Source organism: Janthinobacterium lyxosi, assembly GCF_051380665.1.
In the GTDB taxonomy this organism is placed as follows: domain Bacteria; phylum Pseudomonadota; class Gammaproteobacteria; order Burkholderiales; family Burkholderiaceae_D; genus Janthinobacterium.
In genome coordinates this window covers 1-25,820 of the sequence record NZ_JBNYXM010000046.1, presented here as the reverse complement: position 1 = coordinate 25,820, position 25,820 = coordinate 1, and the positions used below count along the sequence as shown (strand labels likewise).

Below are 25,820 nucleotides of genomic sequence, written 5' to 3'. Positions count from 1 at the left end.
CTTGAGTCATGAGATGGCGGCTGATTAAGGTTGTGCAACAGTGTACGCAAAACGTGTCTGGCTTTGAATAGCGGCCAGCTACGAAAGGGTACATAATCACACGACTCCAGACACATAATCACACGACTCCAGACATCTAAACAGCTAAACAGTCACATATTTACAATATTTAATAAAAATATCAAAAATATATTCGATTGAAATTATTTCTTCTTATTCATAATCATCCAGCGTGGCGACTTGAATCGGATGATACGGAAATATAACCAGATATACGATATTATGAATAATAGGGAGCAACAAATCAATAACCAGGTATGGCGCCAAAGCATAGTCGCAGGGATCACGGCCATCAGAGAAAACAGCCATAAATACGGCGATGTCATGGAATTACGGCGCATCAATGCACGCGCCTCCTTGCGCCCCACGGTCCACTGCACGATGCGACGGAAAATCAGGCTATGCAAATGGATACCGTCAGGCATCACCGCTGATTTCCCCTGAATGAATGCACGTCGATAAGCGGAAAACAGTGTTTCAAACACAGGATAGATAAGCAATAGGACGGCATACCAGGTCGACACTTCCGAGTTGCGCATCACCAGCAGCAAGGTCAGTTCGCCCAGCATGAAACCAATAAAATACGCTCCGCCATCGCCGAGAAAAATCAACCCGACGGGATAATTCCAGATCAGGAAACCTGTAATCGCCCCTGCCACCAGCAAGGCAGATACCAGGATAAAAGAGTCATTGACCTGCAAGGCAACATAGGCGAGTGACAGCAACATGCAGATGGACACCACGCTGGCCAAGCCATTGAAACCGTCGATAATATTGATGGCATTGGCAATACCGGCCACGGCCAGCACCGTAATTGGCAAGCTCAGCCAAATAAAGGGAATCGCCCAACTGGAAAATACCCAGTCAATGCGGTCGATCCGCGCATCAATCAGGAAATACGCCAGCAGGGCGCCCGCCATGGTCAGCAGCAAGCGGCCGATGGGACTGACCTTGCCCGTGAAATCTTCGACAATACCGCCGGCAAAGGCGATGCCTGAACACAATAGCAAAGACAGCATCCAGTAAGTCATGGCCGGCAAACGCCAGATCGACACGAGGGCACTGAGCACCACCGCCAGGAAAATCGACAATCCGCCTATACGCGCCACCGAATGCGAATGAACTTTTTGGACACCATGAAAATCCGAATCGAGTGCCGCACTATGCAATCTCACCTGTTTTATAATCAACAGGGTCAATAATGCGGATGCGACAAAGCTCACGATAAAAGAAAACATTTTTATTATCAATAAAAAATCGGGCTCGCCACTAAAAAGCCATCGATAAGGTGAAAAATACGAGAAAATTACGCTATACGGCAGTAAATGACATTGTACTGAAATTACCAATAAATCCCTATTTCAACATGCTGGCATGCACAGCCTGCCGGTACAGATATCCAACAATGCCATGTATTGAGGCACCGGGGATTGGAGATCGCCCGCCTTGCCCCGCCTGCATGTATGCGGGGTCCACACCGGGGAAAACATACAAATCATTATTCGTATGACAACAAATTCGTGCCGACATTCGCCGAGGCTGGTACTTGAGCTGCAGATAGTAGCAAAGGCGTCCATGATCGCTAACAGCTTTTAACATTTAATACATCAAGGAATAACTTATTTAATGACACAGAAACAGTGACATGTACCATGGATGCCATTCACACCCGGAGTCTCACCATGGCGTAGAACGGTATAAATCATTAGCCGACATCGAGCGCGGTTTCCGGGTTCTCAAGTCCGAAATCGGACCGATCTACCGTCGCTTGCCTGATCGCATACGCGTGCATGCGACCATCTGCTTCATCGCGCTGACTCTGTACCGCGTCATGCGCCCCCCTTTGCACGCCACGCCCGAGCGCGCGCTGGCCAAACTGCGTCGTATTCAGCACCACAGCGTCTCCGTGAACGGAGCCCAACCCGCTGCCGGGCTATCGACCGTCAACAAGGAGCAGATCGACATCTTGGCTGCATGGAGCATCAAAAAACCGACACTAAAAAATGTAATTAACAATTTTTTAGTGGAGCGTTTTGTATACTTACAAATCAAGTACTTACGCGATTAACTGTCGAACTCGGGTGGATTACCTATTCGATTTGCTTGGATTGCAGCCGCTCGGCGAAATTTGATGCTCCGGCCCTGGGATATAAGACGACAGCCTATTTCACTATTTTTTTGTTCTGACATATGACTTGAAATAAATATATCTGAGACGAATATTTTTGTATTTCCGGGCAAAAAAGAATAGAGAAAGGATGACCGCACGGTGAAATCCTCCAATATCCTTCCGTGTTCGAACAGAGGCGGGCCACTGCGAACGCTTGATATACTGAATCACGTTACGCCGTTTTGAGCCTTGAAAAATACCAAACGCAATGTCATGCAACGAGGGCACATCCCGTTTGTCGAAAAAGTCACCAAACCCAAATATGTCATTCTGAGGCGCAGCTAAACATGCACTGACCATTTCTGTCGACGAGTTCTCGCACAACGCTTCCCACGTACGCAGTGCAACTTTTTGCAGGTCTTCAGCCGCAACGGCATAGTTCCTGATGTAGGGCTGCCATTTTTGAGCCGCAAATATAACCCCACGTTGAAAACTGTCCGAAAATTGCTCATACGTCCGGTTTTCTTCCAGATTCACAGTACGCATAGCCTCAATGCCGCAGTCCGTACGCACGTATCCTTCCACACTGCCTTGATCTGAATTGCAAATAATTTCCAACGGCGCGACAGCATCAATCAACTCAATTGATGCAATATCCACATTCGCATTGGGACCGAACGCAGCCTTGCTAACCGATGCTGGCTGGGGATTCAAATACCGCTGCAAGCCCAGGTAATAGCCACTCAAGTGCACCTGCGGAGCAACCAAGGCAATGTTATCCTGTATGGTGCCGCGCCAGCCGATGTCGACCAGGCCTGCCGATCCCGCGTCTAGTAGCCCTTCTTGTTTCAAGTATTCCTGCAATACGGTACGCTTCTGCTGAGCATGGGCAAGAAGCGCTTGAGAAAACTCAGCATCTGCCAATAATTGCTGTACCCGCCTGTCGCTTCCAGGAGCGTCTATCACCTCTTCTGGCGTCAAGCCACAACGACGCAGAGTATCAAGATGCCTATCAATGGATAGTCCCAACGTTTGAAACAGGGCATCCATCGATTGTCGTTGCACCAGTCGCCATACGCGCTGGAGTTCTTCACTGGAACTGGCATATAAGGAAGCGGCAAAGGTCGACAGACGGCTCACCTCCAGCAGCGTGGCTGGTGGCAGAGCAATACCCGCAAGCATCATGTCTGGAAACATGGCCTGGTACACGCGGAGGAAGAATTCTCCTTCGCGCGTCTGAAAGTACACGCGCTTGACATTGTCGCTTACGCTCGATTCAGCAATAAACAGGGAAAAACCGATAAACAGAGGGGCCGCCTGCACGCCATACAGGAACGCATTGTCGGCGGCATATTCTTTCTGCGCCTCAGCCAAGGTCATCTGCCGCAAGAAAGTGAACAAATCGCTACGACTGGAAAACAAGCTCTCACTCTTCTCCCGTCTATCATGGCCTGCCTGTGGCAAGAAACTCACCGAGGTAATGCCGTGCTGTGCTGGCATGGCGACATCCGAATGGAGGTTGTCGCCGATATGAACGTGCTCGGCTGGTTTAATGTTGTAGAAGGTCTGAACATGAGGAAATAAACGCCCTGAACGCTTGTTGAGGCCGACATCGCATGAACTGATCCCGGAGCTGACAACATCCTGCAGCCCATGGTGCTTCAGCAGGCGCTGCAAGCGACCCGCATCCATGTAAAAATCCGACAAGAATACGGTTTTCTGGGCGGGATATTGTGCCAGTACTGCGGCAATTTCCTCATCGGGGAACGAACGCTCACACTCCAGAGAAAACTCGACTTCCGCCAATTCCATATGCAACCCGGGAGGGCAGCTACCAACAACAAAAATTCTAGCTAGCCAGTCGGCAAGGACGGCCTCAAGCTCGTACTCGTCATCTTTCCCTTCAGAACGTGCAACGCCCGCAAGCGCGGCTTCGACCGCAATACGTTCTAGATATAAACTCTGCGGATCGGTAAAGGTTTCGCACAAGACTTTTTGAAAGCGCAAATAAACATGCTGCGCAAGCGAGAGCTTGATGCACTCGGGATGACAGTGACGCCGTATCAAGGTGTCCCATACGTCCACCGTACGCAGTTGATAACTGGTCCCCATTAGCGTAAAACCTCATAAACGGCGGTTGAATTTTCGATGAATTTCAAGACGGGCGCAGGCAGGCGCCGCATGAGCGCCATGATTTTGTTACGGACAAAGGGTTTCGGCAAGCCACTCAGGCGGCGCTCTTCATCTCTTACATAGTCGCGCCAAGCTGCTGCGGTCATTGCTTCAATTGCTGCACGGTCATGCCCAGCTTGATTCAGGGTCGCGGCAACCCACTCGTGAAACAGCGCGGAGGACTCCTCCCACGATGGCCATGCCTGAGCTGTAAGGGCAGCATTGCGCCGCAGTTCACGCAACAAATCACGGTCACGCATCAGTCGCTGGATGTGTTCTACGACCTGCTCCTCATCCCCCATGGATGCCACCAGCGCATTGCTTTCATGACGGATGTACTCATCATAGCCGCTCACGTCATAGACCACGGCTGTTCCACCACAATGAAACATTTCCAATGGCGGGCCAAACATGCCTTCAACACTGCTTAGCTTCACCAATACATCGCAAGCCTGATAGATACTTGGCACAGTCGTGATGGGAACACGTGAATGGATACGGCGCACGCCTGGAATCCAACTAACAGGGGAACTGGTCAGCAAAGTGATATCACGCACCTTGGCTTTCTTAACCAATTGAATGGTGGTACCAACATTCTTGAACTTTACCCGAAATGGCCCTTCAACCAGAACGCGTAATTCCTGGTCATCCGGCAACGTAGCGGCACCGGGACTATAAAGATCCTTGCGTATGCCATTGCGTACCAATGCCGAATGCTGTCCGTGCTGGTCGGATAAATGCTGCCTGATCCAGTCAACCTCGGTGACATATGCAACACCAAATTGATACGTAGCGTCCACCAGGCGGCGCAAAGGCTGCTCGTGTTCAGGATAAAAGCGCGATTCGATGGATTGGACAAAATACGCATATTTTTCCGCATTGAATTGCGCCAATTCAAGAGCCGTTTTCCACCAAGTGGCGATGACCAAACCAAAAGACCGTTGCTTGGCGTCTTCAAAATTAATGAGCGTCAACTTGCTCGCGTGCGGATGCCATGCATATGTTGCGGGACTAAAAGCCTCCTGGACCGCCAGTGTTACCTTGAAACCCTGCTCCTGCAGGTAGTGCGCATGTTGGAAAATCACATACGTGCCACCACTGATGCTGACCGAGCCGACCAGAAAACAGATTTCGCTCATACCAGTCCCCCGCTGCGAAAACGACGATAGGCATAAGCCACGCCCGGCAAAGCCTGCCGACGGATGGACAGCCAAGGCCAAAAACCCAGCATCATGCCGGGATGACGACGCATCAGCCGTGCTGTAAAGCGCAAGCGATCAAGCCACGTTGACGGAGCAGTACTGTTGAATCTTGAACTCTCAAATACCCCGAAATTCTCAACATGAAAAACAGTCGAGAACCAGTTCATCTCATCCGACGTGGGCATGAATACCATCCGTGCGTGGCAGCGCGCTGTCAAATGCAACAACCTGGATACATCATGATCGCAATTGGCAAAATGCCGGCACAGGGCGTCAAAGCGCTCAAATAGCTTGGCTTGTAGCGGAAAAATAAATTGCCTAACCATATCCTCTTCTTCAAAATCGCTCCGGACAGGTTGCGCCAAGCCACGTTCTGTATGCACGTAACGCGCTACAGAGCCGTGGTCAGCAGCAAGTATGACTTCAAACAAGGCTCGATTTTCATTGAAAATATGGAAGTGCGCTGACCGTTCGCCCGAGCACGAAAACAACAAACCATGCTTTCGACTGCTACCATTGGCGGCACCCATACCAACCAGGCCAACATAGTAACCATCAATGCTCTGAACTGATGTGGAAGTCGCATCACACAACAAACGGTAAAGATTGTCCTGAATCGTTCCTTTCCAGCCTACATCGACGAGGTGCAAGGTCGCCGGCAAGGTTCCACCCGACAAATCAGTGAGATAGTCGATAAATGCCAAGCGCCGCGATATCCGCTCAGTTTCATACAACTGACAAAACCATGGGTTGCCCAGCAAGGCGCGATAGACTGCTGACGTAGGCAGATCCGCCTCCCGCACTTTCAGTGCGTCGACACTGACACCAAGCACCTGTGCAACCTGAGTAGCATAGACTTCGAGACCCAAGCTACTTAAAAACTCCATCACGGAGATAGCGCGATATTGGCGAAACAGCGTATCAAATTGCTCGTGATCCAGACTCACCAGAGATGGCATGAAAGTCGAGCGCCGCGAGACCTCAAGGTAATGGCAGACAATTGGCGCGTTCACGTCACCATGCGACAACTGATACATTTCAAACAAGCGCATCAAGGGCTGCCCCTCGCGCGACAAGAAATATATATCGCGTACCGAAGCTTTTTTTAACTTTTTATATAAAGCATCAATTACCGTAAACAGGCTTAGAGCCAACTCAGGAAAAACATCCTCTTTGTCTTGCGGTACCAATAAACTGTGTATTACTTGCGTCATTACTTGCCATTTCAAAATAAAACAACTACTCGACTTTACAAATGCCCACTACCTGCCTGATGTACTAGCCATGATTTACCAATGGAGATGGCTGGCATTCCCCCCTATTCCCATCGTAAAGGCATGTATCAAAGAAAACAGCAAATTTTTCCGCCTTGATCGTCCAGTCCCATTCGGCAATCATGCGCATATTCTCTTTCGACAACTCTTTTAAAAGAGCAGGTTCACGCAAGAGACGGCGCAAGGCATCGGCAACCGCATCGACAGTGCGCTCAGCAAGAATGAACTCCGCTTGCAGGGGGCCAAAGGCTTGAGGAACAATGCCCACATCGGTACTAATGATAGGCACACCGCATGCCATGGATTCGAGTACTGGGTTAGGTGTACCTTCAATTTTCGACGCGCAAACATACACGTCGATACTCGCGTAATATGCCGGCATCGCTTGATGCGGAATGAATTGCTCTTGTCGGTCTGCAAAATGTGCGCGAATCGGTAAGCCTTCGGCGCGCAAACGCTCAATGGCAGGCTTAAGAATCGTATGCAAGCCCTTGAAATCTTCGATTTCAGAAGCCCATTGGCTATTGCCCACCCAGCCGACTACCAGTTCGCGATCATGCAAGCAATCAAAGCGCTCCAGCGCATCGGGCTTAAAGAGCGTGAGATCAACGCCATCTTCCAGTACAGCGGACGGGGCTGGATAACCAGGCGTGCTCAAATAGATCTCCTGCAATTTATTAGAGCCAACGCTATATCCAGCGAGCAAGGATTCATACAATACCTTCCGTTCTTCCAGCGAAGTTTTATCGAGTAAAAGGTGATCATAGATACTCGTAGTAATCTTCTTACTGAATACGTAACGCCGTTCAAAGTCCCCGTACGAAGTGGAAATCAGTTCCGCTTGGCCCCTGTAGTATGGGGTACCAATCAAGCGTAAATGCTCGCGCCAGAAGAAATGCACAAGATCACAGTCAGCTACACTAAGCAGCACCTGATTAATATTGTCCACAACATCCATCGGAATGATGGTGAAGTCGTAGCGGTCCGACAAATTGCGCTCCAATTGCCGTGCAATATTGGAAAAAGCCCAACCATGCGTATCAATGATCAAAGCAATACGCGGTTTTCCCGGATGCTTTGCAATGTGGACGACCGGATCAACAAAAACCTCATCTGCGTTCAGACTCAATTCGCGATGACGCGACGCCAGCCAACTGTCTACTGCGTCGCTCCAGATACGGAAACCGTGTTTCCTCTCCATATGAAGAGCCGACTCGCGCAACAAGTTTCTCGAAAAGCGCTCTTTTTCATAATCACGGTCCACTTCGGAACTAGGCTGCGGATGATCATGTACCAGAGCAAGAGTGCCACTCGATCCTACTTTATAACCTTGTTGAAAAAGTCGAATCGAAAAATCAATATCTTCAAAACCAATGAACATGGCTTCATCATAGGCACCGACCTGCTCGAAGGTCTGGCGCTTGATAATGCAGGCACCACCAAATAAAAAGGTCGATACAAATGCATCGCCATCCTGGCACTCCGGTACCTCCTGGCGACAGGCGCTCCCAGCGCCGATATGCAACTCACCTTCCTCCAAGCTAACATACAGATGCCCACCACGGGCAAAAATCCGCTGCTCGTCCGAATCAAGAAGTGGCAAACTCATAAAATGGCAACCCAATTGTGCTAAGTCTTTCTGGAACTGAGGCAATGGGTTGCGCGTGAAGTAAATATCATTGTCAAGGCACATCAACCATTCCGTGCGAACATGCGGAATGGTCCGATTCCGGCCTCCTGACACACCATAATTCTTGCCTAATTCGACAATGCGGAACCGATACGGCTGCTGCGCACAAACATCACGCAAGGTAGCAAGCTCATGACTAGCAGAACCATTGTCAATGATCAACACCTCTCCTGCAAAATCTGGCAAGTGTTTTGTAATAGAAAGCAATAACCGTTCGGAAAGCGAGGCACGATTCAGAGAAAGAAAAGTGATAGTCAGATTATGTCCGTGCAAACCAATATTAGGTCCTTCTGGACGCCAGGTATCGCTAGCCAACAAGGCATGACGTGCATCGGATAAATATACCCCTTTCTGCAAGCCGACAATATATCCATGCTCACTCATCTAACTTCCTCTTATAATTTTTTTCAATGCCATCACACCGCGACGCAACCGCCCTGGCAAGAGACGGCTTAGGCGTACATAGCGATCATGCCCAACTTGCAATTCAGCCATTTTATATTTCAGTGCATCCAACTCATCAGATTGATAAGTTTGCTCAAAACGGTGCGCTGATTGCATTTTCAACTGATGGATGGTATTACGCATTTCCGCATTCTCTGCCAAAACTGCCTGACGTAAGAGGCCCTGCCTACGCATCTCATTGTCGCGTAAAGTGCTTTCTTCATTACGGCGCTTGGCAAGTAAATTCAAATCGTCTAGCGCCTCCTGAAAGCGATAATTTTCACGTGTTCCAGTGTATTGCAACAATTCCAATTCACGCAGTTGATTCAATAAATCATCACGTTGCGTAACTTCGGCAGATAAATTCTCCTCCAAAGACTTGATTACTTGTTTAATCTTCTCGTGCTGCTGCTCCTGCTTTGGTACAAAATGCCCCTGAAAAATTCCTTTTTTGAATGCATCCATCGACAGCGGCAACAGAGCGGCCGTACCCGATAAGGCTTCCGGGTCCCCGCCCCAGACACCAACGAAATAGCTGGCATTTTCATCTGTGGGACCGCCATTCATTTCAGCAGGCAATACTCGAGTCAGTCCAATATTTTGGCCTTTTAGCATCTCCAACTGGCTGGAGTCGGCGGAAACGCCTGTGCAAGCACCGCGTATCGAATTTAAAAATCCGAAAGTTGGCGCGCCATTCAACCATACCGAAGCCGCGCCCAAGACAGCCTCCGTTTGTGAGCGGAACTCTTCAAAATGGTATTTCCGCACGTGATAAGGGTTTTTTTCTTGTTCCGATGGGAAATACCACCAGTCATTAGGACAACTAATAATAATACAACCGCCCGGATTGAGCACCTGACGCAAGTCTGCCAAGAAACGTTCTGGCTCCCGCAGATGCTCAATTGTCTCCAACGAAACGATCAGATCAAAGCCCTGACCTGCCAATAATTTAGGTAAATCCTCTGCCGGAGAACAATGGAACTCAACGCCTTCTCGGCCAAAGTTATGTCGGGCATGCTCAATGGCCTCTTGTGACACATCAATACCAAGTACCTCGCTAGCTCCCCACTCTTTTAACATGCGGCTGCCATAGCCTTCTCCGCATGCAATATCGAGTACGCGACGGCCCTTGCAATGTGTACTGGCTAGTAAGTAGCGTGCCACATGGATAGTTGCCTCCAAGCCATCGTACGAATTTTCATTATCAAAACTCAATCGTTCCATTCTACCCTCATCATTTTTCTATATGTACTGATTGCCATTCACGCTGTAAATTCAATAAGCCAACAGCATTGAAATCATCAACCACACGGAACTTGCAGACATCTTTAGCTTCGGCGTGAACAATAAAACCGCCATGGTCATTAATGGCAACTCGCCACTTATATAGTCCGCCCAGCAACGGCAACGCAGGAAACTTGATTATCACCTCGCCGGATTTTCCAGCTTCATAAGGTGAGATTCCATCCATGACCGTGGTACTGCCACAGATATAGAAATCATCGTGCCGATACAAATTAAAAACAAAACTGAGCTTGGCCGGTATCATCGCTGAAGTTGCACAAAAGCGCATACGCAGGAAGACATCTTGGCCACATACGACCTCATCCAGCTTTTGTCCTTCAGTATCGAGCAAGTTCACCTCAGTAATACGATAGAGCGCATCCATCTCCGGGCGTATCGCCGTCTGACCAAGTTGTTTTTCATCTACCTCGACAGGCAACGTTTCCGCGATGTCTGGCAACTGTTCATTGTGATCGACAGCAGACGCCGCGGCCTCAAGAGCTGCGGTCGATACAGCGGCCAATGGTTTATCCGTTTGAAACTCGACGATCGCTTTTTCCGTATCAATGACATATTGGTCAATCACGCGGCCAGCCGGACCAAACAATTTTTGTCGGCCACGATCCAGATACAAGGCCCTTTGACAAACGGACTTGACCTGATATTGATCATGTGACACGAACAAGATCGTACATCCCTTTTCACGTATCTCATAAAACTTGGCCAAACAACGACGCTGAAAGGCAGCATCACCGACCGCCAGGATTTCATCAACGATTAAAATATCAGGATCGACGTGAATAGCCACAGAGAACGCCAGGCGAGCGAACATGCCGCTGGAATAGTGCTTGACCGGGCCATCGATGAAATCACCAATATCGGCAAATGCAGCAATATGATCAAAGCGCTCATCAATATCAGTCTTGCTCAACCCAAGAATTGCACCGTTCAAATAGACATTCTCACGACCAGTAAACTCGACATTAAACCCAGAACCAAGCTCCAGCAAAGCCGATATGCGGCCTTGTTTTTCTATGCTGCCAGTAGTAGGGGTCACCGTTCCACAAATAATTTGCAGCAAGGTAGATTTTCCTGAGCCATTACGGCCAACGATACCGACCGTTTCACCTTTTTTAACATCAAAATTAATGTCCTGCAAGGCCAGAAACTCTTCATGATATTTCCGGCGCGCGCCAAAAATCATCTGTTTCAAACGATCAGTCGGTTTATCGTAAATCTGATATGCCTTTGAGACCCCCCGAACAGAAATTGCTAAATCAGAGGACATCTGCAAAACCCTTTCTTGTCTTTTGGAACCACCAGAAACCAGCCCATGCCAATAAACCTCCCGAGAGCATCGCCACACACCAACTGGTGAAATTTGGTGGAATGCCATAAATCAGAGCATTGCGTCCTTCTTCAATAATGAATGTAAGAGGATTCAGCCTTAAAAAAATCTGATATTTTGGCTGCAAAGTAGATACTGGGTAAAATACCGGCGAAAGGAACATTAACACCGATGTAAAAACACCGGTTACCTGTCCGATATCACGCGCATATACGCCCATGGCTGCCAGGAACCAGGCAAATCCGAGCGATGCTAAAATTAAGGGCAATAAAATAAGAGGGAAGAACAACGTCGTCCACTGGAAATTTTGGCTAACCACCAACTGCACTACCAACAGTACCAGCAAACTTATGAGTGTGTGAAACAATGCGGAAGCAACATTCACCCATGGCAATATCTCCAAAGGAAAAACCACCTTCTTGACATAGTTCACATTAGACAAAATTATGTTAGGTCCTCGATTCACCACCTCAGCAAAAAAACCATGCACGATCATCCCCACAAACAGGATGACCGCAAATGAAGCCTTGCTCTCGGCACTGCCAGGAATTGCCGTCCAACGGGATTTGAATACCACCGAAAAAAAGAAAGTATACACAGTCAGCATCAAGACTGGATTAAAAAAAGACCATGTAAGCCCCATAATCGAGCCCTTGTAACGTCCGAGAATCTCTCGCTTGGTCATTTGCACGATCAAATTACGATGCTGCCAAAAACTCGCTATGAGTTCGCTAAATGATGTGCGGTACTTAGCGTGCGGATTCATTGCATGCTTTCTTTACTAAATTTCTGCCACCGCCAACTATCGGCACACATTTCCACTAGACCGCGTTTTGCACTCCATCCCAGCACTTTCGCCGCATGCGCAGGATCCGCCCAACATTCCGCAATATCGCCAGGGCGGCGTGCGACAATTTTATACTGAATCTGCTGGCCACTCGCCTTCTCAAACGCAGCAATCATTTCCAAGACAGAGTACCCTTGACCCGTTCCGAGATTTGCCGTCAGCATGCCGCCATTCTTTTCACAATATTTAAGAGCGGCGACATGCCCCTCCGCCAAATCCATGACATGAATGTAATCACGAACGCCTGTGCCGTCCGGCGTTGGATAATCATTCCCAAAAATAGGCAAAAATTCCCGTTTCCCGATCGCGACTTGAGAAACGAAGGGCAAGAGATTGTTTGGCACACCCTGAGGATCTTCGCCTATTTTGCCACTTGGATGGGCACCAACGGGGTTAAAGTAGCGCAGACGCACCAAATTCCAGTCAGGCTCGGCCAGGAAAATATCAGCTAGGATTTCTTCCACCATCAATTTCGAGCGGCCATATGGATTAGTGGCTGAACAAGGAAAACTTTCGGAAATAGGAACCGCAGATGGATCGCCGTACACGGTCGCAGAAGATGAAAAGATCAAACTCTTTACGTTAGCGCGACGCATGGCATCAAGAAGACTGAGTGTGCCCTGAACATTATTGTCGTAGTACTCCAGCGGCTTTTCAACCGACTCTCCCACTGCTTTTAATCCAGCAAAGTGAATCACTGACTTGACTGGGTACTTTTTAAATATTTCATCAAGTAATTTTGTATCGCGCACATCACCCAGTATAAATTCTGGGAGCACGCCACTCAACTCGGCAAGTCTTGCCAGTACACTTTGACGACTATTGCAAAAATTATCAAGAATAATAGGTTGATAACCAGCCTGAGAAAGCGCCAGAAAAGTATGAGAGCCTATATAACCTGCGCCACCAGTTACTAAAATCATTTTTTTCCTTAACATATACTACTTTACACGGCCAAAAAATAAAAAATAATTAAAATTAAACAACAGCATAAAATCAAAATTCACGCTAATTTAGTTTAGTGCTAAGTCGATAAAAAATTCATCTAAAAATTCCATAGTCGCATTAAAATTTATGTGCATGCGAAAAAGTATTTTAAAAAATAGCCACCATGAAGTATCGATTTTATCTTCAATTTTATAGGCATGGCCAAAACTATGTCATATTAAAAAATTACAGCGATAATCAGATTTTCTTATCAGTCCAAGTTATCCAATATTTTCTGGTTGACAGTTCCCTTGATCTTCATCGAGCCCGAATACAACTGCGTGGTAAAGCCGGCAGCAGGAACAATACATTTGCACTCAGTGATGATTATTTTCCTGGAAATTCGGCCAACATCTTGGCCACACCAATCTGCCAATGTGGCAAAATAAAATGAAAGAAACCCTGTGCTTTGTCCAAGGCCAGCCGGGAATTTTTCGGATGCAGTGCGGGCGTTGGAAAAGTCACGCTTTCCACTGGATCAGTAGCATTAGTCTGGCACGTACAAACAATCACGAAACAGACAACCATGCCATGACATTTTCCCTGCAGCAGCGAGATGATACATGCCACTAATATCCTGCCTGCCAGGAATCGCCTGTACCACATGCGCAGTGACATCGGCGATCAGTTCTGCGCCAGTGCCCCCCCCCCATTTGATCAACTACCACAGACAAACGCTCCAGCTCCACGACTAGGTGCAGCATCGTAGCAAAAATTATTGCCGCGCGCCGCAAACACTCAACTGGTACAAAAAATCAAATGACGGTATGTCGACGCGAAAATAGCCTGCTCGCCTTCCAGTTTTGTGCTGCCCAGTTACGATCACGCTCATATAATTATATTTTATTAAAAACTGCCGCAACAAAAAGAGCAAAATTACCTAGTATACTTTGGCGACGGACACCAGAACGCGCGAATAACCAAAGGCGGGGCAAGAACCAGGTTTGCCTGGCGATGGAGAAATCATCCAGAATGCGCTTGTTTTCCGGCGTCAAACTGCTCTGCAGGCGTTGAAGCGATTCGATATTGCGATCGTTCCAGCTGCGGAACCAGCCATTCCAAAGACGCGTCAGGCGTGACCAGCGCGCCTGATAGCTGATATTGGTGCCAACCAGATTACCGTCGTGCTGACGATACCTGACGGTTGGACAAGCATCATAAAAGACTTTGCCACCACAGCCACTAACGACCATATAAGCCCAGCAATCATGCGACACGATGACCACATCCTTTCCAGCCTTGCGCAACAGCGCCCTAGCGGCATCATTAAATACCATGGTGTTACCGCCACCAATACTTTGTATAAGTGAATTGGAAAAATTCGGCATACGCTTGAACAATGGTGACAGGCCTATCGGCTGATTATCAATGTCGACCAACAAGGCGCGGGAACAGTACAATGCGGGAATGCCTGCAGGAACGCTGCGCAGCCATTCCACTGCACGCTGTAGTTTATCCACTTCCCAGATATCATCTTGGTCTGAATACGCGAAATAATCAGCGACGATATCAACATCGCAACTGAGCGATAAAAAATTCGCTGCAAAGCCCTGCGCAGGCCCGGAATGCATGGACAAGCGCTGCTTGCCCCACTTCTGCTGGTACGCTTTGAGAATCGCATGCGTATCATCAAGCGAACCGTCGTCGGAGGCCCATACTTCCCAGTTCGTATAGGTTTGCGCGGCAAAGGAGTCTAATTGATCGGCCAGAAAATGTTGCCCATGGTAAGTGCATAGTAGAATTGCAATCTTTCTTACGCACGCAGGCTCAGCATAGCTGGCACTCGAAGACTGTACCTCACCCGCCTTCCGATGTGCAGACGCACCTTCTAGCAGCCTCTCCTTGAGGAGATCGCTGGGCTCGTTAGCTGTTATTCTATTCAATTGGCTCACTTGTATTCGTCTCCACCTTTTTTCATTCCCAACACTTTCGACGTGCGGAGCACTTTAAGTCTGGAAGTATCGCAGATGTCCGAACTTTTTAACAAACTGGTAACATTATGTAACAATAAGATTTTCTTCTAATTTCAACATCAATCGTATTTTTCTAATACTTGTGCATAATATTGCGTATTAAAAGCGATTGGCACTTAAAAATCACAAAAACAATTAAATTAAACAAAAAATACATGAATTTATTAATTGTTAATATTGATATAGGGCATGATAAAATGCTAATTTTATAAGCAGGGATAGAAAATTGGCTTACAGGAAAAATTATAGCAGGCAGCAATAATTTGTAACTAAGAAGAAGATCTGTGCCGACACGCAATAAATATTCGCAACAATAAATCGCGGCGCGCAGCAAATTTTTCAAGCGTTTGAGACATGGGGACTGGACGCCCCCATGTCACCTCCTACCGGGAGTGAAATAAACTTCGCTCAGGTAAACTATTTCGACGAACCTCCCAGTAAGGCAGCGAGCTTCTGCTTGGGCTTGCTCACCGGTGAATCCATTACCGCCACGGGAGCCGTCTTTGCCGGCTCATACGGCTTGAGGAACCATGGATCCGCTTTGTCGCGGCGCGGGCCAGGCGAAAATGGACGGCTAGCGCGGTCCGCCGGACGGCTCACGGAGCGCGTGTCGCCGTCCCCAGCATGGCGGCTCTCGGGTGTGCGCGCGGGACGCGCCTCGCTACCTTCGGCCCGGCGCGGCGGGCGGCGCTCGCTGTCGCTGCTGCGGGCGGGCGCGGGATTGAAGCCCGTCAATTCGCCGCGCTTGATGCTTTGCTTGATGAGTTTCTCGATATCGGCCAGCAAGCGCTCGTCTTTATCCGCATAGATCGAAATGGCGTCGCCCGAGGCGCCGGCGCGGCCCGTACGGCCGATGCGGTGCACATAGTCTTCCGCGTTGTACGGCAAATCGAAATTGATAACACACGGCAAGTCAGAAATATCCAGGCCGCGCGCCGCCACGTCGGTAGCGACCAGCACATCGATCTCGCCCTTCTTGAACGATTCCAGCGCCGCCATGCGTTCCTGCTGGCTCTTGTCGCCGTGGATCGCCGTGGCGCTCATGCCTTCCTGCTCCAGCACGCGGGCCAGGCGCGAAGCGCCGATCTTGGTATTCGAGAATATGATGACCTGTTTCAGATCGCGCTGGCGCAGCAAATGGGCCACCACGGCGTGTTTCTGGTCTTCCGTCACCTTGTAGACCACTTGCGTGACCTTGTCGGCCGTCTGGTTGCTGCGCGCCACTTCGATCGTCAGCGGATCGTTGAGGAAGGTTGCGGCCAGCTTCTTGATTTCTGGCGAGAACGTGGCCGAGAACATCAGGTTCTGGCGCTGCTTCGGCAACAAGTTGATGATGCGCTGCAAGTCCGGCAGAAAACCCATGTCCAGCATGCGGTCCGCCTCATCCATGACCAGCATCTGCACCTGGCTCAGGCTGATGTTCTTTTGCTCGATATGGTCGAGCAAGCGGCCCGGCGTGGCGATGACGATTTCCACGCCCCCGCGCAAGAGGACGGTTTGCGGCTTCATGTCCATGCCGCCGAAAACGACAGTCGAGCGCAACGGCGTGTGCTTGGCATAGGCCTTGACGTTTTCCGCCACCTGCACCGCCAGTTCACGGGTCGGCGTCAGGATCAGCGCGCGCACCGGGTGGCGTGCCGGCGACATGCTGCTGCTGGCATGCGCCAGCAGCAACTGGATGATCGGCAAGGAAAAACCGGCCGTCTTGCCAGTACCCGTTTGCGCGGCACCCATCACATCGCGGCCTTGCAGCACCACGGGGATCGCTTGTTCCTGGATCGGTGTCGGATGGGTGTAGCCCTGATCGGTCAGTGCGCGCTGAATTTCAGGCGCAAGGCCAAAGTCGGCAAAAGTCAGGGTGGGGGCAGCGGATGCGGCAGGTGCAGGCGCCGCTTCAGGGGCAATCGCCGGGCTGGGCGTAGGAGTCGATTCGGTTTCAGACATAAATTTTCTGGTGTGCCTCCGCACTGCGGAAGCCATGCTTTCTCAATAAACAACATTTCGGGGCGCAGGCAGCTCCGTCTTGCAAGCCATGGATCATTGTTCTTGCGGCACCTCCGTGCTCCGGGACATGCTGTATGGCGTATGCGGGAGCGTCGAAGAGATGTGCTGCGATGGCGGCGGAGATCGCGCCGGCGGAACATCGCGCGCAGAAGATACAATATCAGTGCTGTAAACGATACCCTAATTCACCGCAACTGTACACGGAAACCGTGATTTTTGAGCAAAAAGCGTTCCAGCAACGGCACGCCGGAATGCCGTATGATGCCAGCTCCGATGCCAGCTCCGCCGTCGCCTGCCCTCACCATGCCCACCCCGCCTTTATCCCACGATCCACAACCGCAAGCGCCCAGCAAGCCGGGCAATGATGAGTGTTGCCACAGCGGTTGTACCTTTTGCATACTGGAAATGTACCAGGAAGACCTGGCCGCCTACGAAGAGGGCCTGAGGGCGTGGCAACAGCGCCAGCAAGCCGCTGCCGCGCCTGCCACCCAAGGCATCAAAACACCGCGCAAGCGCGCTTAATTTCTTAATTAAAAGCTTTCCCACTCATCCACTGGCGCCGTGCTGGCCAATTGAGGCGGTGCCGGTGCCTTGAAAACCTTGACTGGCGCGCGCTGCCGACTCACGGCGGCGCTGGCAACGTCGAGCTTGAAGATGCTGACCACGGCGCTCAGGCTGGCCGCTTGCTCCTGCATCGATTCGGCTGCCGCGGCCGCCTCTTCCACCAGGGCCGCATTTTGCTGCGTCACCTGATCCATCTGGGCGATGGCCTGGTTAACTTGCTCGATACCGGCGCTCTGCTCGCTGCTGGCGGCAGTGATCTCGCTCATGATGTCCGTCACGCGGGTGATGCTGGCAACGATGTCATCCATCGTGCGGCCCGCCTGGTCCACCAGTACGGATCCCGCCTCGACTTTCTCGACCGAATCACCGATCAATACCTTGATATCCTTGGCCGCCGCGGCCGAGCGTTGCGCCAGGTTGCGTACTTCGGTGGCGACGACGGCAAAGCCGCGCCCCTGCTCGCCCGCACGCGCTGCCTCGACAGCGGCATTCAGGGCCAGGATATTGGTTTGGAAAGCAATGCCGTCGATGACGGCGATGATGTCGACGATCTTGCGCGACGAGGCATTGATCGACGCCATCGTGCCCACCACTTCGCTGACGACCTTGCCGCCCTCGATGGCGATGCTCGACGAGGTCAACGCCATGGTGTTGGCCTGGCGCGCATTGTCCGCATTCTGCTTGACGGTCGAGGTCAGCTCTTCCATCGAGGAAGCCGTTTCTTCCAGCGAACTGGCCTGCTCTTCCGTGCGCGACGACAAATCCTGGTTGCCGGCGGCAATCTGGCTCGATGCCGTAGCGATGGTATCGGTGCCGCTGCGCACCTGGCCCACCAGGTTCTGCAGGCTGGCATTCATGTCTTTCAGGGCCTGCATCAATTGCCCTGTTTCGTCTTGCGATTGCACAACAATATGCGCCGTCAAGTCGCCGGCCGCCACCTGGCGCGCCACGCCAACGGCTGCGATCAGCGGACGCGCCACGCTGCGCGCCACCCACAGGGCCAGCAGCATGCCGATCACCACGATGGCCACCACCAGCCCGATCAGGCTGGCGCGCGACGCGGCATACGTTGCGTCGGCGCTGGCGCTCGAACGCACGCCGCCATCGGCATTGATACTCACCAGCTTATCCAGCACCTCCGTCATCTGCGCCAGCACCTTGGCCGACGGCCCCACGGCCAGCGCGCGCGCCTCTTCCTTCTTCATGTCGCGCGACAGGCTGAGCATGGTTGCGTGCAGGCGCATGAATTCATCGTTGAGCGCCAGGAAGCGCTCGAAGACTTCCTGCTCGCCCGGTTCGGAAATCAGGCGGCGGTAGTTGTCCCCATCGGCCTTCAGCTTGGTCTGCGTTTCCGTCATGCGCGTTTCGTTCTGCGCCATGTCGGCATCCTGCGCGGCCAGCATGTGCGCCAGTTCCCAGCGGCGGAAATCGCTGACATCGCTGCGCATGGACATGGCCGCCAGCACGCTGGGCATCCAGTTGGTGGACAGGTCCGTCGACGCGGTATTGATGCGCGCCATGGAAAAGATCGCTGACACGCCCAGCGCCGCCGTCAACAACAGCACGGCGCCAAACGACAAGATCAGCTTGGTGGCAATTTTCAAATCAAAAAACCATTTCATGCGTTGCTTTCCTTCATTAAACGGGTAAACGAGACAAGACAGGCACGCGCGCCAGCACATGCACGGCGCGGGCAGTGAGGGCAGGATGAAGCGGAAGTGACCTGGGTTGAAGAGCAAGCGCAGCAGCTCCTATCGAAACGCGCATCAAATTTCCACAAGGCAACATTTTATCACCGTCGTACTGCCACGCAGAGTGATTTGGCCGCTGCCAGCGGCCAAAGTTCGCGTGTAGCGGGCAGCGTGTCGCATTTTTACCCTGGCACCGCTATTTCCACAGGGACAAATGCAAAAGCAGGCGTAGGAGTCGGATGACACGAGGCAATGTTCCTAGCCTACATAAGCACGTCGGCTCATCCGATGCCCGCCCGCGTCCCCTGGTCCTATAGTGGATACAAGATTCAGCACAACGCTAGCAAGCCAGAAAAGCAGCGCCATCCAACAAAATCAGAAGACGAGGCCCTACCATGTACAAAGCTTATAGCAACCTGACCCCAGCAACGAATAGCCACGCCGCCCAGCACGACTGGCAAGCCGCGCCGGCAACGCCCATGATCAGCATCACGGGCGCCCAACAGAACGAATTGCTGCGCGCCTTGTCGCGCGCCGACCTGGAGCGCCTGTTTTGCCAGTTGGAACTGGTCGCGTTGCCTGCCGGCAAGCACTTGTTCGATTGCGGCGGCAAGATTGAATACACGTATTTCCCCACCAATGCCATCGTTTCCCTGCTGTATGTGATGGAAGACGGCGCTACCACCGAAATCGCCGTCATCGGCCGCGAAGGCGTCGCTGGCGTAGTGCTGTACGAAGCCGAGCGCGCCACCTGCACCGCCATCGTGCAGACGGCTGGCTACGGCTACCGCTTGAAAACTGCCTTCCTGCGTGAAGTGTTCAATGAGGGCGGTGCGCTGGCGCAATTACTGATGCGCTACACCAGCGCCATGTTTGCGCAAATGGCACAGAACGTAGTTGGCGGCCGTCATTGCAGCATCGAACAGAAACTGTGCCGCTGGTTGCTGGACCGCCTTGACCGTTCCCTGTCGAACGAGCTGAAGGTCACGCAAGACACCATGGCCAACATGCTGGGCGTGCGCCGAGAAAGCGTTACCGTCACGGCCCGCAAGCTGCAGGACGAAGGCTTGATCCAGTACCGCCGCGGCACGGTCGAAGTGCTGGACCGCGAAGGCTTGGAAGCAGCCGCCGGCAATTGCTACAAGGCAGCCCGTGCCGGTTTCGAGCAGTTTCGCAGCGGCATCAGCGCACATAACTAACTAATCAGCGCTAATTAATCAGCGCGAGCACGCTTCGGCGTGCTTTTTTCATTCCGGGGCGCTAATTCTGCTGCAAACCAGACGCCCCTCATCAGCAGCGGCAGTGGCGGCTAACCACCAGTGCGGCTTGCGATCTTCAAACGAGTGGTATTCGGGCGTAAAGGCGGTCTGGGCAGGATCATCAAAACTGCCCACCAGCAAGGCTACCGTGGGCGCATCGTCGATGGCGCCGATGGAACTGCCGCAAGCGGCGCAAAAGGCCCGGCTGGAGTACTCGGACGAACGGTAGGTGGCCGGTGCACCGGCCGTGCCCGTCCAGCGCACTTGATCGCGCGCAAACTCCACCCACGCCACCGTCGGCGCGCCCGTGTGCTGCTGGCAATTGCGGCATGAGCAGCTGTGCGGATTGCTGCCCTCGCCGGTCACTTCGAAGCGCACCGCGCCACATAAACAGCCGCCTGCCTGCACCAGTTTCTCCATTGCATCTCCTCGTTTACAGCATTGCGTACCCCGCCAGCTGGCAGGTACCCGGTACAATATTGCCATAAACCCTTACCTGGCGCGGCGTGGAGCGCATGGCGCCGGCACTATGAAAGAATGAATGGAAGACATCAATTGCGAAGGCTTGCCGCACATCCGCGTACTGGCAGGCGAAAACACCAAGGGGCCCGTGTATGAAACCCTGCCGGCACGCCAGATTGACGAGCACGTCTACGAACTGCTGGCCTCGCCCGGCCTGACCCTGAACCTGGCGCGCGGCGACATCGTCAGCATCGCCGACCCGCTCGCCCCCGCCGAAGTATTAAAGCGCGGAGGCAACTTCTGCATCCAGATCTACGCCGACGACGTGCCGCAAGAAGCAGTGGACCAGCTCGAGCGCGACGTGCAAAACCAGCTGGGCGGCACCATGGACGGCCAGTACAAGGGTAATCTTACCTTCAGCGTGCCGGGACACCACGGCATCTACAACGTCAACGGTCCCTTCGACGCCTTCCGCACAGCGACGGGCGTAGAATGGTACTTCACCAATATTTACGTCAACCTCGATGATGACGATGATGAAACCTTGCTCAACTGGTGGGTAGATATGTAAGCATGCCCGTGCGCCAGGCAGGGCCATGATATATGTCAATGCTCCGTATTGCTCTGGCACACATCAAGCTGCTTGCCCGCACCCTGCGTACGCTCTCTCTATCGTCAACCACAGAGAAAAACGATATGCCCTACATTGCGCGCGCCGACTATGCAAAGCAAAAAGAAATCGTGGGAAATGGCGAGTGCGTTAGCCTGGTCAGACACCTCACTGGCGCCCGCGCCTCATCGCTTTGGCGCGAAGGAGACAAAGTGCCGGACCTGCTGGAAAAAGGTGGCATCGCGAAAGGCACGGTGATTGCCAGCTTCGTCAACGGCCGCTATCAGAATCTGCGGCAAGGCAACCATGCGGCGCTGTTCATCCGCCAGGTGCCTGGCGGCATTGAAATTTTCGACCAGTGGCGTAACCACAAACCCAGTGCCCGCGTGATTCACTTTGGCCGTTCGGCGGCCGGGGCATCGAATCGCCCCGAACTCTATTCGGTGGTGGAATGAATCCGCTCGCACTGCTGGCATTGGTCATCGCTGCCGCGGCGATGCGGCCAGCTGCAGCAGCCCCCGTTGCCTCCGTTTCGTGCCCGCAAGCAGCCCCATCGACCTGGAACCTGCCAGCCGCCAGGCTCGACAGCGTGCGCGTGCTATCGTATCCAGCGGATCAGCCTCCGGCCGACGGTGAAGCCTTGCCTGTCCTGGCCCCGGTCAGGGAATGGACACGCGCCGGCACCTTGTATCAACGCTGGGACATCAATTTTGATGCACCTCAATATCTGTTTCAGGTGGACTGCCTGTATACCGGTACCGAGCGCTACCTGCGCATGGCTTTGCCAAAAGTCAAACAGTGTGTCGCAGCCGTTAAACAGCGAACGAAAATAATCAGGTTTCAGTGCGAATAGGCAACTCGGCAGGCATTCAGCGGAGCGGATACCGTTGGCTGCAGGCAGCGCCCCTCGCGCAGCTGCATGGGGTGCGTTTCATCGGGATGGGCCGACACATGGCGCGTCCACAGCTGCGCCGCCGCATCGGGCGTCAACGCCTGCACCTGCGCCAGCATCTCTGCCGACACGAAAAAATCGGCATCGAAGAAGGGCCAGTCCCACTCAGGCTGCAGTGGCCGGCCGGCGTCATCGCCCAAAAATCCTACGATTGACATATCTCAAGGTAGCTGCCAAGCACCTTTTCCATGCCCAGCTCGATGCACTCGACCACGAGCGCGTGGCCGATCGACACTTCCAGGATGCCGGGTATGTCCAGGAAGCGCGCCAGGTTGTGCAAATCAAGGTCGTGCCCTGCATTCACGCCCAGGCCCAACGCCTGTGCCCGCCGCGCCGCCTGCAAATACGTTTCAAATACGGCATCGGCCTGCGCGCTGCCATGACTCTCGGCAAACCGCTCCGTGTACAGTTCAACGCGCGCTGCCCCCACCTCGCGCGCCCATTCCAGCGCCGGGTAGTCGGCATCGACAAACAGACTGACGCGGATACCCAGGTCGTTCAATTGCGCAATGGCGGGACGCAACAGCGCAGCATGCTTTTCAATATCCCAGCCGTGGTCGGAGGTCAGCTGGCCCGGCATATCGGGCACCAGGGTACATTGCGCCGGGCACGCGCTTTTCACGGCCTGCAGAAATTCCGCCGCCGGATACCCCTCCACATTCAGCTCGCATCCCCGCTCCGCGCACAGGCGCTGCAGCGGAGCAACATCGTCGTAGCGCGCATGGCGCTGGTCCGGGCGCGGGTGCAAGGTGATGCCGGCGGCGCCCAGGTCGAGAAAGCGCGCGGAAAACGCGAGCAGGTCCGGGAAATTGCGGCCGCGCGAATTGCGCAGCAGGGCGATTTTATTGACGTTGACGGAGAGCTGGGTCATGAAAGGGAATGGAATAAAGGTAACGAGTCTGGCAGCGATTGTAGCGGATCGCCCGCTCGGGGGATGGCCAACCGAACTCATCGCTACGTGCTACGATACAAGATAGATTTCCACGCTTTCAACAACATGCCATGAAATACAACTTATTCCTGTTTGACCTGGACGATACCCTGCTCGATTTCAGGGCGTCCGAAAAACGCTCCTTCCTGCACACCATGCACGAGCTGGGCTTGCGCGACGGCATCGACGCGCTGTTCACCCAGTACCAGGCGATCAACGTCGACCTGTGGAAACGTTTCGAAACGGGCGAGGTGAGCAAGGATTTTCTGAAGGTAGAACGCTTCCGCAAGACGTTTGCACTGAACGGCATCGCCATCGACGCGGAACTGGCCAGCGGCCTGTATCTGGACTCGCTGCCGGACACGGTCGTGCTCATCGATGGCGCCAAGCAAGTGTGCGAAACGCTGTCGCGTATCGGCGAAGTGGGCATCATCACCAACGGCGTCGAATCCATCCAGAACCGCCGCATCGCCGCCTCCGGCCTGAGCGACTACATTTCCTTCGTCGCCACCTCCGAAGCGTGCGGCCACGCCAAGCCGGACGTGCGCTTCTTCGAATACGCCGCCAACATGGCGCGCGCGTTCCGCAAGGACACATCCGTCATCATCGGCGACCGGCTGGACGCCGACATCCTCGGCGCCAACCGCTACGGCATCGACAGTTGCTGGTTCAACCCGGACAGCATGGCCAATACCTCGGCCGCCATCCCCACCTTTGAAGTGGCCAGCCTGCATGATATCGTGCCAGCGCTGGACGTGATGCCGATCAAGCTGAAACAGGCTTGATCTTCCACAAGCGCACCACCTGAAATACGCTGGCAGCGGCACGCAAACACGTCGCTACTCGCGTACCATCAGGACTCGTCCATCCTGGTGCCAGCCCATGCCTCCCTTCATCGTCCTGCTCGCCATCGCGGCCTTGATCCTGTGCTTTGCCATGCTGGCCAAGCGCCAAACTGGTAAGTCGCGCAGGCTGCTACGGCTGCAAAGCAAACCCGTCATGACGGCGCGCGAACAACAGATGTACCTCCTGCTGCAAACGGCCTTGCCGGAATGCACGGTGCTGGCGCAAGTGGCGTTTTCCGCGCTGGTGACGGCGAAGGGATGGGCAAACAGAAACCGTTTCGACCGCAAGGTGGCAGATTTTGTCCTTTGCAGCCGGCAACTGAATGTCCTCGCCGTGATCGAACTCGACGACAGCAGCCACGCCGGCCGCGAACGCCAGGATAAAGAGCGCGACGCCATGCTCAGGCTGGCCGGCTACGTGACCTTGCGCTATGCAAACGTCCCTACCCAGCAGGCGCTGCGCGCTGATGTCGAAAAACTGCTGATGAAAAGAGCCGGCGTCGTATCTGCCTGATTACACCATCCAAACATCAATCGCGCGTCAGCACTTCCAGCAACTCGATCTCGAAGATCAAATTGGAATTCGGCGGAATCAAACCCACCTGCCGCTCGCCATACCCCAGCGCCGCCGGCACCCACAGCTTGCGCTTGCCACCGACCTGCATGCCGTGCAAACCCAGAATCCAGCCCTGGATCACCTTGTTATTGCTCAACACACAGCGGAAGGGCTCGCCCCGCTGATGCGACGCGTCAAACTCCGTGCCATCTTCCAGCCAGCCCCGATAATGCGCCGTGATCAGGGCGCCGCGTGCAGCAGCCTTGCCATCGCCCAGCACGATATCGTCAATCTTCACTTCAGCCGTCATCTCGTTTCATCCTTCATCAATCGCCATGCCGCGATTGTACGACAGCACGAAAAAAGCCCCGGCAGTGGCCCGCCGGGGCTTCATTTGATGCTGTGACCCGTCCTGGAATAAGTTGACACTTTTTCGATGCAAAGAAGGAGTGTCAAATGGAACAAGGGTTTAGGCGCAGCCAGCGCGATTACAGTCTGGCTTTTAAATTGAGCGTTGTCGAGCAGGTGGAAAAAGGCGAGATGACGTACAAGCAG

24 protein-coding genes and 1 pseudogene are annotated in these 25,820 nt (G+C 52.9%); 8 read left to right on the top strand and 17 right to left on the bottom strand.

Annotation, left to right across the window (positions count from 1 at the left end):
• Nucleotides 1–203: 203 nt before the first annotated feature.
• Nucleotides 204–1,298 (bottom strand): MraY family glycosyltransferase, encoded by a 1,095-nt coding sequence (locus ACQ4WP_RS27360; RefSeq protein ID WP_436526179.1) that lies wholly within the window; start codon nucleotides 1,296–1,298, stop codon nucleotides 204–206.
• Between the two features lie 449 nt (nucleotides 1,299–1,747).
• On the opposite strand from ACQ4WP_RS27360, the pseudogene ACQ4WP_RS27355 reads away from it, so the two are divergent.
• Nucleotides 1,748–2,128 (top strand): annotated as a pseudogene (locus tag ACQ4WP_RS27355) (hypothetical protein); the annotation flags it as partial.
• 102 nt (nucleotides 2,129–2,230) lie between these two features.
• On the opposite strand, the gene ACQ4WP_RS27350 reads toward ACQ4WP_RS27355, so the two are convergent.
• The 11 genes from ACQ4WP_RS27350 to ACQ4WP_RS27300 all read right to left on the bottom strand — a co-directional run bounded on the left by ACQ4WP_RS27350 (nucleotide 2,231) and on the right by ACQ4WP_RS27300 (nucleotide 17,335).
• Nucleotides 2,231–4,282, bottom strand: coding sequence for a hypothetical protein (locus ACQ4WP_RS27350; protein WP_436526177.1), 2,052 nt, complete (start codon nucleotides 4,280–4,282; stop codon nucleotides 2,231–2,233).
• Nucleotides 4,282–5,481 carry a glycosyltransferase family 4 protein gene (locus ACQ4WP_RS27345; RefSeq protein WP_436526175.1) on the bottom strand — a complete coding sequence of 400 codons (1,200 nt, stop codon included), beginning with the start codon at nucleotides 5,479–5,481 and terminating at the stop codon, nucleotides 4,282–4,284. The genes ACQ4WP_RS27350 and ACQ4WP_RS27345 overlap by 1 nt, the downstream gene beginning before the upstream one ends.
• Nucleotides 5,478–6,758 (bottom strand): hypothetical protein, encoded by a 1,281-nt coding sequence (locus ACQ4WP_RS27340; protein ID WP_436526173.1) that lies wholly within the window; start codon nucleotides 6,756–6,758, stop codon nucleotides 5,478–5,480. The genes ACQ4WP_RS27345 and ACQ4WP_RS27340 overlap by 4 nt, the downstream gene beginning before the upstream one ends.
• A gap of 64 nt (nucleotides 6,759–6,822) precedes the next feature.
• On the bottom strand, nucleotides 6,823–8,892 hold the full coding sequence (locus ACQ4WP_RS27335; protein ID WP_436526171.1) for a glycosyltransferase: 2,070 nt from the start codon (nucleotides 8,890–8,892) through the stop codon (nucleotides 6,823–6,825).
• Nucleotides 8,893–10,176: a class I SAM-dependent methyltransferase gene (locus ACQ4WP_RS27330; RefSeq protein WP_436526169.1), complete on the bottom strand. Its 1,284-nt coding sequence runs from the start codon at nucleotides 10,174–10,176 to the stop codon at nucleotides 8,893–8,895.
• Between the two features lie 10 nt (nucleotides 10,177–10,186).
• Nucleotides 10,187–11,524 carry an ABC transporter ATP-binding protein gene (locus ACQ4WP_RS27325; RefSeq protein WP_436526167.1) on the bottom strand — a complete coding sequence of 446 codons (1,338 nt, stop codon included), beginning with the start codon at nucleotides 11,522–11,524 and terminating at the stop codon, nucleotides 10,187–10,189.
• A complete protein-coding gene (locus ACQ4WP_RS27320; RefSeq protein WP_436526165.1) occupies nucleotides 11,514–12,350 on the bottom strand; it encodes an ABC transporter permease in 837 nt (278 codons plus the stop codon). The genes ACQ4WP_RS27325 and ACQ4WP_RS27320 overlap by 11 nt, the downstream gene beginning before the upstream one ends.
• Nucleotides 12,347–13,354, bottom strand: coding sequence for a UDP-glucose 4-epimerase GalE (galE, locus tag ACQ4WP_RS27315; RefSeq protein ID WP_436526163.1), 1,008 nt, complete (start codon nucleotides 13,352–13,354; stop codon nucleotides 12,347–12,349). The genes ACQ4WP_RS27320 and galE overlap by 4 nt, the downstream gene beginning before the upstream one ends.
• Nucleotides 13,355–13,745: 391 nt before the next feature.
• Nucleotides 13,746–13,988, bottom strand: coding sequence for a sugar nucleotide-binding protein (locus ACQ4WP_RS27310; RefSeq protein ID WP_436526161.1), 243 nt, complete (start codon nucleotides 13,986–13,988; stop codon nucleotides 13,746–13,748).
• A 266-nt stretch (nucleotides 13,989–14,254) separates the two neighbouring features.
• A complete protein-coding gene (locus tag ACQ4WP_RS27305) occupies nucleotides 14,255–15,310 on the bottom strand; it encodes a glycosyltransferase family 2 protein (RefSeq protein WP_436526159.1) in 1,056 nt (351 codons plus the stop codon).
• A gap of 498 nt (nucleotides 15,311–15,808) precedes the next feature.
• Nucleotides 15,809–17,335: a DEAD/DEAH box helicase gene (locus ACQ4WP_RS27300; protein WP_436526155.1), complete on the bottom strand. Its 1,527-nt coding sequence runs from the start codon at nucleotides 17,333–17,335 to the stop codon at nucleotides 15,809–15,811.
• Nucleotides 17,336–17,653: 318 nt separating this feature from the next.
• Between ACQ4WP_RS27300 and ACQ4WP_RS27295 the strand changes: the two genes are divergently transcribed.
• Nucleotides 17,654–17,917 carry an oxidoreductase-like domain-containing protein gene (locus ACQ4WP_RS27295; protein WP_436526153.1) on the top strand — a complete coding sequence of 88 codons (264 nt, stop codon included), beginning with the start codon at nucleotides 17,654–17,656 and terminating at the stop codon, nucleotides 17,915–17,917.
• A gap of 8 nt (nucleotides 17,918–17,925) precedes the next feature.
• Here the strand turns inward: ACQ4WP_RS27295 and ACQ4WP_RS27290 are convergent, their stop codons facing one another.
• On the bottom strand, nucleotides 17,926–19,581 hold the full coding sequence (locus ACQ4WP_RS27290) for a methyl-accepting chemotaxis protein (RefSeq protein ID WP_436526151.1): 1,656 nt from the start codon (nucleotides 19,579–19,581) through the stop codon (nucleotides 17,926–17,928).
• Between the two features lie 548 nt (nucleotides 19,582–20,129).
• On the opposite strand from ACQ4WP_RS27290, the gene ACQ4WP_RS27285 reads away from it, so the two are divergent.
• Nucleotides 20,130–20,849, top strand: a complete 720-nt coding sequence (locus ACQ4WP_RS27285; RefSeq protein WP_035828139.1) for a Crp/Fnr family transcriptional regulator — start codon at nucleotides 20,130–20,132, stop codon at nucleotides 20,847–20,849.
• A 48-nt stretch (nucleotides 20,850–20,897) separates the two neighbouring features.
• Here the strand turns inward: ACQ4WP_RS27285 and ACQ4WP_RS27280 are convergent, their stop codons facing one another.
• Complete coding sequence (locus ACQ4WP_RS27280; RefSeq protein WP_436526149.1) at nucleotides 20,898–21,329, bottom strand: GFA family protein; 432 nt, start codon at nucleotides 21,327–21,329, stop codon at nucleotides 20,898–20,900.
• Between the two features lie 121 nt (nucleotides 21,330–21,450).
• On the opposite strand from ACQ4WP_RS27280, the gene ACQ4WP_RS27275 reads away from it, so the two are divergent.
• From ACQ4WP_RS27275 to ACQ4WP_RS27265, 3 genes are read left to right on the top strand one after another with little or no spacing between them, the layout of a single operon-like run.
• Nucleotides 21,451–21,942, top strand: coding sequence for a DUF4265 domain-containing protein (locus tag ACQ4WP_RS27275; RefSeq protein WP_436526147.1), 492 nt, complete (start codon nucleotides 21,451–21,453; stop codon nucleotides 21,940–21,942).
• 38 nt (nucleotides 21,943–21,980) lie between these two features.
• On the top strand, nucleotides 21,981–22,436 hold the full coding sequence (locus tag ACQ4WP_RS27270; protein ID WP_436526145.1) for a BPSL0067 family protein: 456 nt from the start codon (nucleotides 21,981–21,983) through the stop codon (nucleotides 22,434–22,436).
• Complete coding sequence (locus ACQ4WP_RS27265) at nucleotides 22,433–22,834, top strand: STY0301 family protein (RefSeq protein ID WP_436526143.1); 402 nt, start codon at nucleotides 22,433–22,435, stop codon at nucleotides 22,832–22,834. Before ACQ4WP_RS27270 ends, ACQ4WP_RS27265 begins: the two co-directional genes overlap by 4 nt.
• Here ACQ4WP_RS27265 and ACQ4WP_RS27260 read toward each other — a convergent pair.
• Nucleotides 22,822–23,091 carry a hypothetical protein gene (locus ACQ4WP_RS27260; RefSeq protein ID WP_436526141.1) on the bottom strand — a complete coding sequence of 90 codons (270 nt, stop codon included), beginning with the start codon at nucleotides 23,089–23,091 and terminating at the stop codon, nucleotides 22,822–22,824. The two genes, ACQ4WP_RS27265 and ACQ4WP_RS27260, sit on opposite strands and share 13 nt — an antisense overlap.
• A complete protein-coding gene (locus tag ACQ4WP_RS27255; protein WP_436526139.1) occupies nucleotides 23,079–23,804 on the bottom strand; it encodes a pyridoxine 5'-phosphate synthase in 726 nt (241 codons plus the stop codon). Before ACQ4WP_RS27255 ends, ACQ4WP_RS27260 begins: the two co-directional genes overlap by 13 nt.
• Nucleotides 23,805–23,935: 131 nt before the next feature.
• Between ACQ4WP_RS27255 and ACQ4WP_RS27250 the strand changes: the two genes are divergently transcribed.
• The gene (locus ACQ4WP_RS27250) at nucleotides 23,936–24,649 is read left to right on the top strand and encodes a YjjG family noncanonical pyrimidine nucleotidase (protein WP_436526137.1); all 714 of its coding nucleotides are present in this window, start codon (nucleotides 23,936–23,938) and stop codon (nucleotides 24,647–24,649) included.
• Nucleotides 24,650–24,746: 97 nt separating this feature from the next.
• On the top strand, nucleotides 24,747–25,223 hold the full coding sequence (locus tag ACQ4WP_RS27245; protein ID WP_436526135.1) for a DUF2726 domain-containing protein: 477 nt from the start codon (nucleotides 24,747–24,749) through the stop codon (nucleotides 25,221–25,223).
• 16 nt (nucleotides 25,224–25,239) lie between these two features.
• Here ACQ4WP_RS27245 and ACQ4WP_RS27240 read toward each other — a convergent pair whose 3' ends face one another.
• The gene (locus tag ACQ4WP_RS27240; RefSeq protein ID WP_436526133.1) at nucleotides 25,240–25,575 is read right to left on the bottom strand and encodes an FKBP-type peptidyl-prolyl cis-trans isomerase; all 336 of its coding nucleotides are present in this window, start codon (nucleotides 25,573–25,575) and stop codon (nucleotides 25,240–25,242) included.
• Nucleotides 25,576–25,820 lie beyond the last annotated feature (245 nt).

Excerpts from the sequence above, each read along its gene's own strand:
- ACQ4WP_RS27360 (WP_436526179.1), bottom strand. The coding sequence starts at position 1,298 with ATGTTTTCTTTTATCGTGAGCTTTGTCGCATCCGCATTATTGACCCTG.
- ACQ4WP_RS27350 (WP_436526177.1), bottom strand. The coding sequence starts at position 4,282 with ATGGGGACCAGTTATCAACTGCGTACGGTGGACGTATGGGACACCTTG.
- ACQ4WP_RS27345 (WP_436526175.1), bottom strand. The coding sequence starts at position 5,481 with ATGAGCGAAATCTGTTTTCTGGTCGGCTCGGTCAGCATCAGTGGTGGC.
- ACQ4WP_RS27340 (WP_436526173.1), bottom strand. The coding sequence starts at position 6,758 with ATGACGCAAGTAATACACAGTTTATTGGTACCGCAAGACAAAGAGGAT.
- ACQ4WP_RS27335 (WP_436526171.1), bottom strand. The coding sequence starts at position 8,892 with ATGAGTGAGCATGGATATATTGTCGGCTTGCAGAAAGGGGTATATTTA.
- ACQ4WP_RS27330 (WP_436526169.1), bottom strand. The coding sequence starts at position 10,176 with ATGGAACGATTGAGTTTTGATAATGAAAATTCGTACGATGGCTTGGAG.
- ACQ4WP_RS27325 (WP_436526167.1), bottom strand. The coding sequence starts at position 11,524 with ATGTCCTCTGATTTAGCAATTTCTGTTCGGGGGGTCTCAAAGGCATAT.
- ACQ4WP_RS27320 (WP_436526165.1), bottom strand. The coding sequence starts at position 12,350 with ATGAATCCGCACGCTAAGTACCGCACATCATTTAGCGAACTCATAGCG.
- galE (WP_436526163.1), bottom strand. The coding sequence starts at position 13,354 with ATGATTTTAGTAACTGGTGGCGCAGGTTATATAGGCTCTCATACTTTT.
- ACQ4WP_RS27300 (WP_436526155.1), bottom strand. The coding sequence starts at position 17,335 with ATGTCTGAAACCGAATCGACTCCTACGCCCAGCCCGGCGATTGCCCCT.
- ACQ4WP_RS27295 (WP_436526153.1), top strand. The coding sequence starts at position 17,654 with ATGATGCCAGCTCCGATGCCAGCTCCGCCGTCGCCTGCCCTCACCATG.
- ACQ4WP_RS27290 (WP_436526151.1), bottom strand. The coding sequence starts at position 19,581 with ATGAAATGGTTTTTTGATTTGAAAATTGCCACCAAGCTGATCTTGTCG.
- ACQ4WP_RS27285 (WP_035828139.1), top strand. The coding sequence starts at position 20,130 with ATGATCAGCATCACGGGCGCCCAACAGAACGAATTGCTGCGCGCCTTG.
- ACQ4WP_RS27280 (WP_436526149.1), bottom strand. The coding sequence starts at position 21,329 with ATGGAGAAACTGGTGCAGGCAGGCGGCTGTTTATGTGGCGCGGTGCGC.
- ACQ4WP_RS27275 (WP_436526147.1), top strand. The coding sequence starts at position 21,451 with ATGGAAGACATCAATTGCGAAGGCTTGCCGCACATCCGCGTACTGGCA.
- ACQ4WP_RS27270 (WP_436526145.1), top strand. The coding sequence starts at position 21,981 with ATGCTCCGTATTGCTCTGGCACACATCAAGCTGCTTGCCCGCACCCTG.
- ACQ4WP_RS27265 (WP_436526143.1), top strand. The coding sequence starts at position 22,433 with ATGAATCCGCTCGCACTGCTGGCATTGGTCATCGCTGCCGCGGCGATG.
- ACQ4WP_RS27260 (WP_436526141.1), bottom strand. The coding sequence starts at position 23,091 with ATGTCAATCGTAGGATTTTTGGGCGATGACGCCGGCCGGCCACTGCAG.
- ACQ4WP_RS27255 (WP_436526139.1), bottom strand. The coding sequence starts at position 23,804 with ATGACCCAGCTCTCCGTCAACGTCAATAAAATCGCCCTGCTGCGCAAT.
- ACQ4WP_RS27250 (WP_436526137.1), top strand. The coding sequence starts at position 23,936 with ATGAAATACAACTTATTCCTGTTTGACCTGGACGATACCCTGCTCGAT.
- ACQ4WP_RS27245 (WP_436526135.1), top strand. The coding sequence starts at position 24,747 with ATGCCTCCCTTCATCGTCCTGCTCGCCATCGCGGCCTTGATCCTGTGC.
- ACQ4WP_RS27240 (WP_436526133.1), bottom strand. The coding sequence starts at position 25,575 with ATGACGGCTGAAGTGAAGATTGACGATATCGTGCTGGGCGATGGCAAG.